We start from the raw sequence: 15487 nt of genomic DNA, 5'->3' as shown, positions 1-15487 counted from the left end.
CCGCCGTGGTAGAGGCGGTCGAGGTCGACGAGGACCACGCGGGGGTCGGCCGTGGCGCGGGCGCGCAGATCGTCGCTGAACCCGGCTGCCGAGAAGAACAGCAGCCTGGCCCCCTCCGTGTCGAGATCGCGGGTGGCCGCAATCAGTTCCCGGGCCTGTTCCAGCCGATTCAGGTGCTCGGTGCCAGCGGAGCGAGCGCGCCGACATGCTCCGACAGGTGCGCACCGAAGCGCCGGAGTGACTCGGCCTCGGTCGCCTGAAAGTAGAGCCCGCCGGTCTGTTCGCAGACCGCCTCCAGCAGGAAGGACTTGCCCTGCCGGCGGCGGCCGGTGACCACGCCAAGCGTGGCGCCGGGCGTGGCGTCGGTGGCGAACCTCGACAGGCTCGCCCATTCGGCCTCGCGGTCGAACATGTCATCGGGCCGCCGCACGCCACTCCCATTGATCATCCCTGGCATGCTGGGGCCAGGCTAGTGGAACCATACTTATATGAAGTGTGTTTCCACTAGCGTCTGGGAACCTCGGCCTCCGGCGATGCACGCACCCCAGCCCCGCTCCTTGATCCGCTCCTCTACAGGCGGGCACTCTTAACGATGTGAATCTGATGCTCCTGCCACAACACCAGATTCACATCGTTCCCACAGAGCGTCCGGGAGCCGGCCTACGGCTCTGGCTGTGGATGCGGAGTGCCGGCGTGCTGGGAATCCGCTGCCGGCGGACCGGCCACGTCCGCCAACTGGTACAGCCCGTTGACGATCCCCCCGACGAGGTCGCCGAGGGTGAAGCTGGAGATCATCGTCAGGACGGCGAGCCCGGCGGCCTGGTCGGAGATGCGACCCTTGGCCGCGTGCGTCGTCACGATGCGGGCAAACCGCTGGCCGGGCGACACCAGGAGCAGAACGGCGGGGTCCCGCGTCGTGTCCACCAGGTTGGCCAACGCCTGCTCAGCGAACAGGTCGGCGTTACAGTCGACCGCACCTACCCGAACGGTGAAGCGAATACCGGTCTGGGCCTCCGCCGCCGCTCGGGCGCCTTCAAGTCGATCAAGCTGGTCGTGAGTGAACGCATCACCACGTGCCACTGGCGCCACCCGAGCCCGGTACCGCCGCATGGGGACGCTCGTCGTCTGCGACCGCGGGCGGCTCGCCGATCCAGATCTCGTCGTGCTGCCACGGGCGTCCCGGGCGATAACGGGACGGGCCGCTCCCCCGGCTCGACAGGAAGGTCAGGACGACCGCGATGAGAAAGCCGGCCGCGATCGTCCCGCCGTAGACGAGCCATGTCTCAAGCGGCGTGAGCGGGTCGGGGCTGTAACTGTCTCCGATGTCCTGCGCCAGGGCGGCACCGGCAAACGCCGGAATCGCAAGGACGGCCAGTGTCGCTACGGTGAGTGCACGGCGAGTGAAGTGCCGTGGACGTCGACGAGTCACGTTCCGAAGGTTACCGGGTGATTGGCCCGAGGTCGTCTGGGAGGGCCGCCTGTCACTGTGGCGCAGGCCCCTACCGCCTCGGAAGGCGGGCCCGTGCCCCCCTGTCACCCGCCGTCGAGTCACCCGCCGTCGACCTGATCGCGGACGCAGGCGAGCAGCCGCGCAAGCCGCTGTACCTGTGGGTCCACCCGTAGCCGCTCGACGGTCACGGGCCGGCCGTCGGCGTCGGTGACCGCAAGCCGCCAGTTCGGGTAGGAGTCCACGGTGCCGGGCAGGTTCGGCTGGCGCAGGTCACCGACGGCATCGCCGGGTGCCGCGAGCACGATTCGTGACGGTGATCGGGCCAGGAGACCGTGCAGGGCAAAAGCCACTTCGCGGGTCGCGGCAAGGCCCAGAGCAGGCATGTGGCTCTCGGAGGCATCGGAACTACCCGAGCCACCCGAGCCACCGGTCGCACCGGATCCGGATGCCGGGGGGGCAGCCTGGTCGAGCGTGGCGAGGTCGACGGCGAGCAGCCCTTCACGGCGCAGCAGCGCGATCAGCGCGTCCCGTTCCCGCTGCCAGGCGGCGAGTTCAGCCTCCACCGACTGCCGCAGGAGGCCGCGGCGGGCACGCACCCGGACATGCTCGCCGGTCAGGTAGCCGGCAACAGTAGGAAGATCATGTGTGGTGACACTCGCCATCGCCGGTTCCCGCCACCTGCGCGGCACAACCGGATCGCCGTGCGCGTCACGTTCGAACCATGCGACGGTCGACCCGAGCACTCCGGCCCGGGCCAGTGTCGCCGCCACCGACGGTTGGACCGTGCCCAGGTCCTCACCGACGACGAGCGCGCCGGCCCGGGTCGCCTCGAGGGCGAGGAGCCCCAGCATGGCATCGGCGTCGTAGCGGACGTACGTACCGGCCGAGGCCGGGTTGCCGGCCGGGATCCACCACAGCCGGAATAGTCCCAGGATGTGGTCGACCCGCAGGCCACCACCCCGGCGGAGCACGGCGGCAACCATCTGCCGGAACGGCGCGTAGCCGGCCTCGGCCAACCGGTCGGGCCGCCACGGCGGCAGCGCCCAGTCCTGACCCTGTTGGCTGAAACCATCGGGCGGTGCGCCGATGGACGCGCCGGTCGCGAAGACGTCCTGGCAGGCCCAGGCATCCGCGCCACCGGGATCAACGCCGACCGCAAGATCATGAACGATACCGACAGTCATACCGCTATCACGGGCGGCCGCCTGTGCGGCCATGAGCTGGGCATCGCAGCATCGTTGCAACCAGCGGTGGAACGCGATCCGGGTACGCAGTTCAACCCGCGCGGCAGCTACCGCGGGCCCATGGGGATCATGTAGCTCCGCGGGCCACCGCCGCCAGTCCCGACCGTGGCGTTCGGCAAGTGCGCACCAGGTGGCGAAGTCGGCGAGACCCTCCTCGCCGGCCCGCTCGTCGCCGGCCCGATCGTCGCCCGCCGGTGCGGCCGGCTCGACCGTGGCGGTGAACAGGAGCTCCAACGCGGCGCTCTTGGCCCGCCACACCCCGTCCCGGTCAAGCAGGTCGGGATCGCCCCCCGCGCGGGCCCCGGCGGCGAGCTGATCGATCCGCGCCCGGGTGGCGGCGTCCACCTGCGCGTATTCAGGGAGGTCCTCAGGACGCAGATACAGCGCCGAGGCGAACCGCCGACTGGCCGGGTAGTACGGGGACGGCTCGACCGGAACCGTCGGCGCGACCGCGTGCACCGGGTTGACCAGCAGGACGTCAGCGCGCCGACCGTCGGCCGACCCGGACCACGCGGCGATCGCGGCAAGGTCGGCGTAGTCGCCCATCCCCCAGGACGCCGCCGACTGCAACGCGTACAGCTGGATCATCCATCCCCAGGTACGGGCACAGGTCACACCCGCTGGAGCGGGCAGCGTGTCCGGCACGACGACGACCTTTGCCGTGATCGAGGCCACACCGGCTGTGACCCGCAACTCATGATCACCAAGCGGCAGGCCGGCGGGCAGGTTCAGCGGGATACCGAGCAGGTCCAGACCGTCGACCGTGCGACGTTCGACGGTCTCGCCCCAGTCCGTCAGCTGGCGGCTCCCACCACCTTCGAACGCGAGCTCGGCGGTGCGGACGGGGCCGGGCGGCACCCGCAGGATCACCGGCGTGACCGCGGACCTCCGCACCACGACGCAGGCCGGCAGCGCACGTCGCCACGGCGCGTCACGCGCCTGCGCAAGAGCCGCAACCGGATGTGCGACGTCGACATCGAGCAGGCCGAGCACGGTCCGCACGACGTCCGCCGCGACGGGCACGTCCCGGCCGTCCGCGTCGACGTAACGGGTGGCGACGCCATGCGCGTCCGCCAGTGCGGCCAGGATTTCACCAGGGCCGGCGGCCGGACCGCCAACCTCGAGGCCGGATTCACGACCGGCGTTGTCAGAGAGCACGACCGGATCCTCTCGCCCGCCAGGATCGGCGGTAGGCAGGCCGGGTGGACGACGATGCCGGTGACGATGCCGGTGACGAGGTCTCCTCCCACCGGTGGGGGACGCGATCAGGCTCCTGCTCCAGGGTCGCGCCCGGCCAGACATCCGACGGCACACCTGAGGAGGACGGCGACGGCACGTCCCGGGGAACCGGGAGCGACAGGCGCAACAGTGCCCCACCGCCCGGGGCCGCCTCAGCGCGCACCTGGCCGCCGTGCACGGCCGCGGCATCGGCCACGATGGCCAGGCCGAGCCCGGATCCGGGTAGCCCACGCGCGGACGTCGCCCGATAAAACCGGTCGAAGACCCGGGAGCGGTCCGCCGGCGCGATCCCCGGGCCCTCGTCGGTGACGACAACCTCGCCGGGACCCACCTGCACGTGTACCTCGCCCTGATCCGGGGAGAACTTCACCGCGTTGTCCAGCAGGTTGGTCACCGCCCGTTCCAACATATGCGGACGTCCGTCCACCGGCGACGCAACGGCGCTCACCACGATCTGGACGTCCTTGACCTTGGCGCGCCTACGCACCCGGTCGGCCGCATCATGGACGATCTCGGTCAGGTCGACGCGCTCGACATCCTCGGTGGGCGCCTCGTCGCGGGCAAGTTCGACGAGTTCGCTGACCAGGCCGCTCAGTTCGCGGATCTGGGCGTCCACGTCGCGCAGCAGCGCGTCCCGATCGTCCGCGGGCAACGCGCGATCCGGGTTGGCCTCGGCCCGCAGCAACAGTTCGATATTGGTCCGCAGGCTGGTGAGTGGGGTGCGCAGCTCGTGGCTGGCATCGTCGACAAGCTCACGCTGCCGCGCACGGGAGGCCTCCAGTGCCCGCAGCATGCTGTTGAGGCTGTTGGCCATCCGAGCAATTTCGTCGCTACCCGTCACGGGGATCAACGCGGACAGGTCCTGCGTGCGGGCGACCTCCTCGGCGGCGGCGGCGGCGGCGTCCACCGGTTTGAGAGATGCCCGCGCGATCAGCAGGCCGAGCAGCACCGACCCGGCTACCCCCGCCACCCCCACGCCGAGCAGGATCAGGCCGAGGGCACGCAGGGTCTGGTCGACGTCGGACATGTCCCGCGCCAGCTGCAGCGCAGCCGGACCGACGCCGGGAAAGTCCATGGGGACGGTCGCCATTCGATACCGGCCGCCATCAATCGTGACAGTGCGCAGTTGATGACTGACCAGCAGCCGGGCCACCGCGACGTCGGTGGCGTCCGCCGGCAGTCTGGCCGCCTGGACGGACAGCGGAATCGCGATGCCGTCGGCGGATACAGCCTGCGCGAGCAGGCCGAAGCTGTTGAACCGGAACCGCTGCTCACCCGGCCATCCGTCCCGTATGAACGAGTGAGTCGCCGCGTCGGCCTGTTCGATCAGTTGCTGGTCGATGGACCGGCCGAGCACGATGCTGGTCGCGCCGAGTGCCACGCCCGCCACGACGGCCACCGCCGCGGTCACCGCGAGGCCGATGAGCAGCGCCATCCGGTTACGCAGCGACAGATGAGCGAGTGACAAACGGTGATGGCGAGGCCGCGCGCTCATCCGGGGGCTCTCATAACGGGACCTGCACCCGCCCGTGCTCCGATAGGTGGTCCGACCCGTACACATCGCCTTCGACGATCACATGGGCCACGGTCGGGCTGGTCACGATGCCGCGTCCCGCAGGACATAACCCACCCCGCGAACCGTGTGCAGCACGCGCGACTCGCCGCCGGCCTCCAGTTTGCGGCGCAGGTAACTGACGAACACTTCGAGCGAGTTCGACGACGGTCCGAAGTCGTACCCCCAGACCCTCTCCATGATCGTGGAACGGGACAGGACCTGACGCTGGTGGACGAGAAACAGCTCCAGCAGATCGAACTCGGTCTTGGTGAGCGTCAGTTCCCGCTCCGCACGGGTCACCTGCCGGCTGCCCGGATCGAGACGGACGTCCGCGAAGAGCAGCGCCGGGGGCACGCCGAAGGATGCCGTCGACGGATCCGCTCCCGCCGCGGCCGCGCCAGCCGAGGCCGCGGCCCGGGCGGACAGCGATGCCCGGCGGGTCAGCGCGCGCAGCCGGGCGAACAGTTCCTCGAGTGCGAACGGTTTGACCAGATAGTCATCAGCCCCCACGTCCAGGCCGCTGACCCGGTCAGCCAGTCCATCACGGGCAGTGAGCATCAGTACCGGCAGGTCATCGCCACGGCCACGGAGCCGGCGACACGTTTCCAGGCCGTCCACCCGGGGCATCATCACGTCCAGCACGACGATGTCCGGGCGGTCACGAGTAACCGCGTCCAGCGCCTCGGCACCGTCGCGGGCCGAGCTGACCTCGTAGCCTTCGAACCGCAGCGACCGCTCTAGAGACTCCCGGACCGCCGGCTCATCATCAACCACCAGTACGCGCACACCCCACAGTCTGCCCTCCGAGTCAGGCTCCACGAGCCCTCCGGACGGCATCTCAGCATCGCCTACCGAGATCCTTATGCACCGTTCAGTTAGCGGGCTCGTGGGCTAGCGGGCTCGTGGGCTAGCAGGCTCGTGGGCTAGTGGGTTACCGACGCCGGGCCGGTGGATCGACCCACCGGCGACCGAGCGGGTCCGTCGAGCTCGGGGAGCGGGCCACTGTCGATCACGCTGGTGGAACCCTGGCCGGCGGGATCCTCCTCGTCATCGCGATCCCGCAGTGTCGCGTCATCATCACCATTGTCGATCATGACAACCTCGCTGCGCTGGACGCTGCCGAGCTCGATCCCCTCGACGTCCAGCGCCGCCCGGACGCGCTCGCGCAGTGCCCGTGCGACATCCCACTGCTTGAGCGGCTGGGTCTTGGCGACCACCCGCAACGCGTAGCCGTCCGCGGTCATCGATTCCATCCCCCATACTTCGGGTTCGGCGATGATCAGAGAGGCGAACGCCGGCTCCGCCCAGAGCTTGTCCGCGGTCGTCTTGAGAATCCGCTTGGCCCTGGCCACGTCGGTGTCGTAGTCCAGCGGGACGTCGAGCACCATGCGTGCCCATTGCTGACCCTTGTTCCCCACCCGCGCGATCTCGCCGTTGCGGACATACCAGACCGTACCCTCGATGTCCCGCAGTCGCGTGACTCGTAGGCTGACCGCCTCGACGCTCCCGCTGACCGGTCCGACATCGATGACGTCGCCCACACCGTACTGGTCCTCAAGGAGCATGAAGACGCCGGACAGGAAGTCCCGGACGAGATTCTGCGCGCCGAAGCCGACGGCCACGCCGACCACTCCGGCGCTGGCGACGATGGGCGCGAGGTTGATGGCCAGTTCGCCGAGAACGGTCACGAACGCGATCCCGAACACCATCACCGAGGTGATACTGCGCAGCAGGGACCCGACCGTCTCGGCGCGCTGGCGGCGGCGTTCCAGCAGGACGGTCGGATCACCGAAGGCACCGAGAAGGATCGCGCGCCCGGACCGGAACAGCCCGCTGGGCCCACCGTTGGCGGCCCGCCGGGTGGTCCGGACGATGAAGCGGTGCAGCATCGTCCGGACGAGAAAGGCGATCATCAAGATCAGTAAAATTTTCAGCGGTGTCCCGAGAAAGACATTGGCACCGCCGGCGAGGTACTCACTGTGGGTCAGATCGAAAACCGTCCGGCACAGGACGCCGGGCTTCTGGCCGCATGCGTTCTGGACCGCACCAAGGATCTGGTCGAGACTGGGAGTGATCGGGAGGTCGGTCGGGCTCGGGGTCGGGGTCGGCACGGCGGCTGCGGGCGAGCTCGACGCCTCGACCACCTGGCTCAGTAACGACCCGAACGGCTGGGCAAACACGGACACGGAGTCGGCCACGGCCGGATTCAGCTCCTCACAGGCAATCGATCTTCTTGACCGTCGGATGGTGCGACGCTCGCGGGCACCACGCGGTGCCCAGTCTTACCGATGGGCCGCAGCCGCGGAGCGATGGGTTGATGCCAGGGAATGACGTATAGTCAACGAACAGGCGCGTAAAGTGGCTCGGACGTGAGCAAGGTTGCACAGTGTGTCAACGATTACCCGATGACAATCGCAAACCCGCTCGCATTCGAGCTCTGAAGGCGGTTGACTGTCTCAGTGTCACCGGTGGCGAGCTTGTGACGGCCGCCACCCGGTAGGGCGAGGAGGTCGGCGCGTGACAGAAGCGCTGGTTCTCAATGCCACGTATGAACCGTTATGCGTGGTCTCACAGAGGCGTGCGCTGGTGCTCGTGCTCACCGAGAAGGCAGTCATGGTCGAGGCCGGAGATCGGGTTCTCCACTCGGCGACATATGCGGTCGAGGTACCCGTGGTGGTGCGGTTGGCCCGATTCGTCCGGGTGCCGTACCGATCCCAGGTGCCACTCACCCGCAAGGGAGTGCTGGCGCGCGACCATCACCGCTGCGTCTACTGCGGTGCGCCGGCGACGTCGCTGGATCACGTCATCCCCCGCTCCCGCGGGGGCGCACATGTATGGGAGAACGTGGTGGCGGCCTGCGGCCGCTGCAATCATCTGAAAGCAGACCGGGCTGTAGCCGATCTTGGCTGGCGGCTTCGCACGGCTCCCAGAGCGCCGAGCGGAGCCGCTTGGCGCATTCTGGGCAGCCGGCGGATGGACCCGCGCTGGTCGCGCTATCTCAGCTCGGACGGTGACGAAGCCGCATCCGCCTGACCCCGGAGGCGTCGCCCACCCGCATGGGGTCCGCCTGCCCACGATCCATCGGCGCCGGCCGGAAGGGTCAGGTGGTCATCACCAGCAGGGCGGTGTCGTCGTCGGTCTGCACGGCCAGCCCGGAAGCGGTCAGGCAGCGCCGCAGCAGCACCCGGGCCGGGACAGGCTGCGACACCGCCGGCGCCGGCACGGCCGGACCCGCCGGACCTGCCGGACCCGCCGGACCCGCCGGACCCGCCGGCGCCATGTCGTCCGTCGCGCTGGCGAGACCGCGACGCAGCCGGTCCATGCCGTCCTGGAGCGGGTGTCGTCGGGACTCGACCAGGCCGTCGGTGTAAAGAACGATTCCGGAGCCTGGTGGGAGCTCCAGCGAAGTCTCCGAGAACACGTCGATATCACCGACTCCCAGTGGCAGGCCCGGATCGAGCACCAGGTAGTCCGGCTCCTCGTCGGGCATGACCAGCAACGGCGGCAGATGACCGGCGTTCGACACGGTCGCCCGGCGGGTCCTGGGGTCGTAGACGACATACATGCAGGTAGCCAGGTGCAGCCCGGGAAGGGCGTCGACAACCCGGTCGAGCCGGGACAGCAGCTCGGCCGGCGCCCAGTCCTCCAGGGCATACGCCCGCAGCGCCGCCCGAAGCTGGCCCATCACCGCGGCCGCCTGCAGACCTCGTCCCATGACGTCACCGATCGCGATCCCCACCCGACCATCCGATAGCGGGATCACATCGTAGAGGTCGCCGCCGACCTCGGTCCCGGCCGTGCCGGGACGGTATTCCACCGCGATCTCCACCCCACGCAGGGCCGGCGGGTCCGCCGGCAACAGCGAACGCTGCAGGGTGAGCGCGCACTCCTGCTCGGCGCTGTAGCGCTGGGCGTTGTCAAGGGCGGCTGCCCCCCGGCGAGCCAGGTGCTCGGCGAGGCTGATCTCGACGGGTGTGTACGTGCCCGACTCGCGGATGAGCATGACCGCACCGAGTACCCGACCGCGGCCCGGCATCGGCACGGTGATCGACGGTCCCTTCAGGAGCTGGTGGTACAGGCTGTCGGCCCCAGCCCGGATCGACAGCCGCGCCGCAAGGTCGTCGGTCAGGTAGGGGGTGTACCAGGTCTGTCCGGTACGCAGCACCAGGCCGGGCGCGTAGTCGTTGTCCAGGCTGGGCTGCTCGGTGGCGACGGCGCCGCGCAGGACCTCCGCGACCCGGCCGTTGCGGTGCACGATCGCGCCGATGCCTATCTCGTCGCCGTCGCGGAGAAAGACCATGGCCCCGTCACCGAGCCGTGGTACCGCCAGCGATGCGATCATGTCGACGATCCGCTGCGGGACGAGGGAACCGGACAGCGCCAGACCCGCGTCGGACAGGAATCCGAGCTGCTCGAGCGCCGTCCGTTGCGCGACACGCTTGCGGGGACGAAGGACGTGCCCGCGACGTCGGCGCCGCCCATCCAGGACACGACGGATCCGAGCCAACGAGTCACACATGCTTTGCGAAATCGAACGATAACGTATAGTCACCAACTCCACGCGACGAAGTCTAGTTCGGTTAGCGGATATCACGCCTGACGACAGGGATCGGGACTTGGATGGAACCATGCACCTTTGGTGGCTCGACGCCGTCCTGTACGAGGTCTACATCCGCAGCTTCGCTGACTCCGGCGGCGACGGGATCGGGGATCTCGCAGGCATCGCCACCCGCCTGCCCTATCTGCGCGATCTGGGCGTGGACGGAATCTGGATCACACCATTCTACCGGTCACCCATGGCCGATCACGGCTATGACGTGGCCGACCACCGCGACGTCGACCCGTTGTTCGGTGATCTGGCCACCTTCGACGCGCTCCTGACCGACGCACACCGTCATGGCCTGAAGGTGCTCGTCGACCTCGTCCCGAACCACTCCAGCAACGCCCACCCGGCCTTTCGCGCGGCGCTCGCCGCTGGCGCAGGTGCCCCCGAGCGTGACCTCTACATCTTTCGGGACGGACGCGGCGAGAATGCGGCGCAGCCACCGAACAACTGGGTGTCGGTGTTCGGCGGACCTGCCTGGACCCAGGTGGCTGACGGCCAGTGGTACCTGCACCTGTTCGCACCGCAACAGCCCGACTGGAACTGGCGGCACCCCCAGGTGCGTGCCGACCATGACACCACCGTCCGTTTCTGGCTCGACCACGGCGTCGACGGCTTCCGCATCGACGTCACCCACGGCCTGGTCAAGAACGACCTGCTGCCGGACAACCCACCAGCGCCGGGCGAGACGATCACCTTCTTCCGGGAGCGGGCCGAGCCCCACGCCTGGGACCAGGACGGCGTCCACGAGATCTACCAGCGCTGGCGGGCGATCGTCGAGGACTACGACCGCCGCGACGGTAAGGCGCGGGCGCTGGTCGGGGAGACCTGGGTGGCCGACCCGCGACGGCTGGCCCGCTACGTCCGGCCCGACGAGCTGCACCTGACGTTCGCGTTCTCGCTGCTGGCCGCCCCGTGGTCGGCCACGGCCTGGCGTAGTGCGATCACCGAGGATCTGGCCGCGACCGCGGAGGTGGGCGCCCCCGCGACCTGGGTGCTGTCCAACCATGACGTGATCCGGCCGGCCAGCCGCTACGGCGACGGCGACGGCGACGGCGACGGCGACGGCGACGGCGACGGCGCGATCGGCCTGCGCCGAGCCCGGGCGGCGCTGCTCACCCTGCTCGCCCTGCCCGGGCCGGTGTTCCTCTACCAGGGCGACGAGCTCGGCCTGCCCGAGGTGGACGTGCCGCCCGAAGCCCGCCAGGATCCCGTCTGGGAGCGGTCCGGCCGGAGTCGGCCCGGCCGGGACGGCGCCCGGGTGCCACTGCCGTGGTCGGAACACGCCCAGCCGTTCGGGTTCAGCGCCGCCGGCGTGACGCCCTGGCTGCCGCAGCCCGATGCCTGGGCCGACCTGACCGCCCAAGCGCAGGCGTCCGACCCGATGTCGACGCTGGTGCTGACCCGTGGCGCGCTGGCGCTGCGCCGCGCGCTTGCCTGCCTCGGAGGCGGCGCGTTGCGCTGGCGGGACGACCTGGCACCCGGATGCCTCGCGTTCGACCGCCCAGGGGTCCCAGGCGCACCAGACCAGGCCGGTCTGACCTGCGTGATGTCGACCGCCGAGCGGGACACGACATGTGCGCTGCCCGGCCGCCTCATCCTGGCCAGCGGCCCGGTCGGCTATGACGGGGTCACGCTGGCCCTTCCCCCGGACACCACCGCATGGCTCGCGCCGCGATGACCCGAACAGGTGCCGTTCCCCGGATCACCCCGACGGTCCGCGATCCGTCGCGCAGAATGGTCGGTGTGACTCAGCGACCGGCGATGGCCCGCCCGACCGATACCTTCTACGACGCGGTCGGCGGCGAGGAGACGTTTCACCGGCTGGTGGCCCACTTCTACGCAGGGGTCGCCGAAGACCCGTTGCTGCGGCCGCTCTACCCGGAGGAAGACCTGTCCGCCGCCCAGGAGCGGCTGCAGATGTTCCTCGTCCAGTACTGGGGCGGGCCCTCAACCTACAGCGAGCAGCGCGGTCACCCCCGACTGCGGCTGCGTCACGCACCGTTCGCGATCGGCCCGGCCCAGCGGGACGCCTGGCTCATCCGCATGCGTGCCGCCGTCGACGAGCTGAACCTGCCCGCCGAGCATGCGCAGCCGCTGTGGGACTACCTGACGATGGCGGCCAACTCACTGGTCAACCACCCGGAATGAGCCGCGGCCCGGCCCGCTCTGTGGACGGGCCGCTCGCCCGCTCACAGAGCCGTTGCGGCCGTGCCGTTCAGCCGGGCCGGCGCGGGGCACGAAATCCCGAGAGGAACGGGATGATCTCGATCACCAGATAGCCCGCCCGCACCAGTGGATCCGCCTCGGCAATGGCACGGGCCTCATCCAGCGACCCGGTCTGGAACAGCAGCACCGCCTGCAGCTGCGTGTCAGGTTCGTCCGACCCGCCATACAGCACAAGCGACCCCGCAGCCCGCAGCGACTCCAGATACTTCAGGTGCTCGGCATGCCGCCGGTCGTACCCGCCATCCTCACCGGACGCCGGATGCGGGCGTCCCTGCCTGAGAACGACCAGCTCATAGCGGTTCAGCGCGGCCACGGCACTCCCCCACGGTCGAGTCCTATTCGCGGGTGAGCTTGCGGTAGGTCACCCGGTGCGGACGCGCTGCCTCGACGCCAAGGCGTTCGATCTTGTTGGCCTCGTAGTCCGCGAAGTTCCCCTCGAACCAGAACCAGCGCGCCGGGTCGGCCTCCGTACCCTCCCAGGCGAGAGTGTGGGTGGTGACACGGTCCAGGAACCACCGGTCGTGGGAGATCACAACCGCGCATCCCGGGAACTCTCCCAGCGCGTCCTCCAGCGACCGCAGGGTCTCAACGTCAAGGTCGTTGGTGGGTTCGTCCAGCAGCAGGAGGTTGCCACCCCGCTTGAGGGTCAGCGCGAGGTTCAGCCGGTTCCGCTCACCGCCGGACAGGACTCCGACCGGCTTCTGCTGATCCGGCCCCTTGAAGCCGAACGCCGACACGTACGCCCGGCTCGGCAGATCGACTTTGCCTACGATGATGTGGTCGAGCCCGTCGGAGACGATCTCCCACACGTTCTTCTTCGGGTCGAGGCCCGCGCGGCTCTGGTCGACATAGGCGATGTCAACCGTCTCACCGATGGCCAGCTCGCCGGCGTCAGGTGCCGCCGCACCGGTCAGCATGGTGAACAAGGTGGTTTTCCCGACACCGTTCGGGCCGATCACGCCGACGATGCCGCCGCGTGGCAGGGAGAACGACAGGTCGTCGATGAGGACCCGGTCGCCGAAACCCTTACGGAGTTTCTTCGCCTCGATCACGACGCTACCCAGCCGCGGACCCGGTGGGATCTGGATCTCCTCGAAGTCGCGGGGACGCGCCTTGTCCGCCTCCGCGGCCAGTTCCTCATAGCGGGCGAGGCGGGCCTTGCTCTTGGCCTGGCGGGCCTTCGGGTTCGAACGCACCCACTCCAGCTCCTGCGCGAGGACGCGCTTGCGCTTTGCGTCCTTGCCACCTTCGACCTTGAGGCGGGCGGCCTTCGTCTCCAGGTACGTCGTGTAGTTGCCCTCGTAGGGGTAGGCGTGACCCCGGTCGAGCTCGAGGATCCAGCCGGCGACGTTGTCGAGGAAGTAGCGGTCGTGGGTGACCGCGAGTACCGCTCCGCCGTAGCGCGCCAGGTGCTGCTCCAGCCAGGCGACGCTCTCCGCGTCCAGGTGGTTGGTGGGCTCGTCCAGCAGCAGCAGGTCAGGAGCCTCCAGGAGGAGCTTGCACAGAGCGACGCGCCGGCGCTCCCCACCGGAGAGCCTGGTCACCTCGGCATCACCCGGCGGCAGCCGCAACGCGTCCATCGCCTGATCGAGTTGGCTGTCGAGCTCCCAGGCGTTCACCGTCTCGATCTTGTCGATGAGTGCCGCCTGCTCGGCCAGGAGCACGTCGAAGTCCGCGTCGGGCGCGGCCATCTTCTCGTTGATCTCCTCGTACCGCGCGAGGACTCCACGGATCTCCCGGACCCCGTCCTCCACGTTGCCGCGAACGTCCTTGTCCTCGTCCAGCCGCGGTTCCTGCGCGAGCATGCCGACGGTGAAACCGGGGCTCAACGTCGCGTCTCCGTTGCTGGGCTGGTCAAGACCGGCCATGATCTTCAGCAGCGACGACTTGCCCGAGCCGTTGGGACCGACGACACCGATCTTCGCGCCAGGCAGGAACGACAGGGTGACATCGTCGAGGACGACCTTTTCACCGTGGGCTTTGCGCACCTTGCGCATCTGGAAGACGTACTGCGCCATGCGGTCAACCTTATGAGTCGGGCAGCCTGATACGTCAGGCGGCGATACGGGTCAGGCGATACGGGTCAGGCTGGGATGCGGGTCAGGCTGGGATGCGGGTCAGGCTGGGATGCGGGTCAGGCTGCGATGCGGGTCAGGCTGCGATTGGGAACTCCTCGGGACGCTGATCGGCATGCACCCGGGAGCGACACACCAGGGTACGAGCCGACTCCCCGACCATGTCCCGTGAGTCTCTTTCCCGCGAATGCTCCGGGGACTGCAGCCTCCGGGCGCGCGATCTGACGATCATTGCACGCCCTTTGGCCCGCTGGGGACTGCGGCCTCCGGGCGCGCGATCTGACGATCACCGCACGCCTTGTGGCCCGCTGGACATCAGGGGTCACCCAACGCTCAGCCGGATGGCTGGCGCGAGCCCCGACCCCACCGCCCCAACCTGGCCGTCCGGGGCGACAACGCTGACGCCGGTCCCGGTCCCGGTCCCGGCATCGACGCGGACCGGGAGATCCTGGCGGTCGAGAAACCGTTCACCGCCACCAGACGCCAGCGTATAGAACAACGCCAATATCACCGAATGATCCATTTTCGCCAACACGCCTGCCGTAGGTACACCCACCGCAGGTACAGCACTGATCGTGGAAGCGGAACCGATGCCGGCCACGTCCACCCTGTCGGGGCTGATGGTGAGCGTAGCGGTCACCGGCCGGGCCGGGTCCAGGGAGTAGGACGCTCGACGTCCGTCAGAGATCACCTCCAACCGGGCCGCGCGAGCCCCGGCCGGAACCGATGCACGCACATCGACACCGATGCTCAGCCCGTCGACGACCCGCAGCCGCTCCAACCGCGCAGCCGACGGTGACTCAAGTGTCCGGTTGTATCCGTCGGGCAACCGAAGCAGGTACGGCGATCGATCCGGATGATCGGCGAGAACGGTGAAGTCGGCGCGGCCTCGTGATACCGCATACAACACCCGGCCGTCCATCGCGGGCGAGTTGGCCACCACCGACGTGGGGTGCATGAGGAACGCCGGGTCGGCCGACACGATGACCAGTACTCGCCCGGGTTGGGCTGTGATCATGTTTGTCAAATTGCGATCACGTCGGGTGAAGGACACGTTGGCCCCCACCGCGAAGACGAGCACAACGGTACTAA

At 69.1% G+C, this 15487-nt stretch carries 12 protein-coding genes and 2 pseudogenes; 3 read left to right on the top strand and 11 right to left on the bottom strand.

What is annotated here, in order from left to right:
• Positions 1-187: 187 nt before the first annotated feature.
• The 7 genes and pseudogenes from U9979_RS08615 to U9979_RS08585 form a co-directional block, all read right to left on the bottom strand.
• Positions 188-430 (bottom strand): annotated as a pseudogene (locus U9979_RS08615) (ATP-binding protein); the annotation flags it as partial.
• A gap of 230 nt (positions 431-660) precedes the next feature.
• Entirely contained in the window at positions 661-1080 is a 420-nt protein-coding gene (locus U9979_RS08610; RefSeq protein ID WP_322748372.1) for a DUF5130 family protein, read from the bottom strand.
• Complete coding sequence (locus U9979_RS08605) at positions 1067-1429, bottom strand: hypothetical protein (RefSeq protein ID WP_322756155.1); 363 nt, start codon at positions 1427-1429, stop codon at positions 1067-1069. Before U9979_RS08605 ends, U9979_RS08610 begins: the two co-directional genes overlap by 14 nt.
• 119 nt (positions 1430-1548) lie before the next feature.
• Positions 1549-3852, bottom strand: a complete 2304-nt coding sequence (gene malQ / locus U9979_RS08600; protein WP_322778947.1) for a 4-alpha-glucanotransferase — start codon at positions 3850-3852, stop codon at positions 1549-1551.
• Positions 3842-5428: a HAMP domain-containing sensor histidine kinase gene (locus U9979_RS08595; protein ID WP_322778946.1), complete on the bottom strand. Its 1587-nt coding sequence runs from the start codon at positions 5426-5428 to the stop codon at positions 3842-3844. Before U9979_RS08595 ends, malQ begins: the two co-directional genes overlap by 11 nt.
• A gap of 102 nt (positions 5429-5530) precedes the next feature.
• On the bottom strand, positions 5531-6274 hold the full coding sequence (locus U9979_RS08590) for a response regulator transcription factor (RefSeq protein WP_322748385.1): 744 nt from the start codon (positions 6272-6274) through the stop codon (positions 5531-5533).
• 137 nt (positions 6275-6411) lie between these two features.
• Positions 6412-7686 (bottom strand): mechanosensitive ion channel family protein, encoded by a 1275-nt coding sequence (locus tag U9979_RS08585; protein ID WP_322778945.1) that lies wholly within the window; start codon positions 7684-7686, stop codon positions 6412-6414.
• A 319-nt stretch (positions 7687-8005) separates the two neighbouring features.
• Here U9979_RS08585 and U9979_RS08580 point away from each other — a divergent pair, with 319 nt between their 5' ends.
• A complete protein-coding gene (locus U9979_RS08580) occupies positions 8006-8521 on the top strand; it encodes an HNH endonuclease (RefSeq protein WP_322748376.1) in 516 nt (171 codons plus the stop codon).
• Between the two features lie 67 nt (positions 8522-8588).
• Here the strand turns inward: U9979_RS08580 and U9979_RS08575 are convergent, their stop codons facing one another.
• Positions 8589-10007, bottom strand: coding sequence for a SpoIIE family protein phosphatase (locus tag U9979_RS08575; RefSeq protein WP_322778944.1), 1419 nt, complete (start codon positions 10005-10007; stop codon positions 8589-8591).
• Positions 10008-10116: 109 nt separating this feature from the next.
• On the opposite strand from U9979_RS08575, the gene U9979_RS08570 reads away from it, so the two are divergent.
• Together U9979_RS08570 and U9979_RS08565 are read left to right on the top strand one after the other, a co-directional pair.
• Positions 10117-11772, top strand: coding sequence for an alpha-amylase family glycosyl hydrolase (locus tag U9979_RS08570; RefSeq protein ID WP_322778943.1), 1656 nt, complete (start codon positions 10117-10119; stop codon positions 11770-11772).
• Between the two features lie 56 nt (positions 11773-11828).
• Positions 11829-12242 (top strand): globin, encoded by a 414-nt coding sequence (locus U9979_RS08565; protein ID WP_322778949.1) that lies wholly within the window; start codon positions 11829-11831, stop codon positions 12240-12242.
• Between the two features lie 67 nt (positions 12243-12309).
• On the opposite strand, the gene U9979_RS08560 is transcribed toward U9979_RS08565, so the two are convergent.
• The 3 genes and pseudogenes from U9979_RS08560 to U9979_RS08550 form a co-directional block, all read right to left on the bottom strand.
• On the bottom strand, positions 12310-12633 hold the full coding sequence (locus U9979_RS08560) for a YciI family protein (RefSeq protein ID WP_322778942.1): 324 nt from the start codon (positions 12631-12633) through the stop codon (positions 12310-12312).
• A gap of 22 nt (positions 12634-12655) precedes the next feature.
• The gene (ettA, locus tag U9979_RS08555; RefSeq protein WP_322748380.1) at positions 12656-14338 is read right to left on the bottom strand and encodes an energy-dependent translational throttle protein EttA; all 1683 of its coding nucleotides are present in this window, start codon (positions 14336-14338) and stop codon (positions 12656-12658) included.
• Between the two features lie 379 nt (positions 14339-14717).
• A pseudogene (locus U9979_RS08550) lies at positions 14718-15487 on the bottom strand (hypothetical protein); the annotation flags it as partial.

Origin of the sequence: Protofrankia sp. Cas4, from assembly GCF_963555915.1 — a bacterium.
Taxonomy (GTDB): domain Bacteria; phylum Actinomycetota; class Actinomycetes; order Frankiales; family Frankiaceae; genus Protofrankia.
Note: the sequence above shows the minus strand (reverse complement) of the source record. Positions and strands in the feature narration are given on the sequence as shown.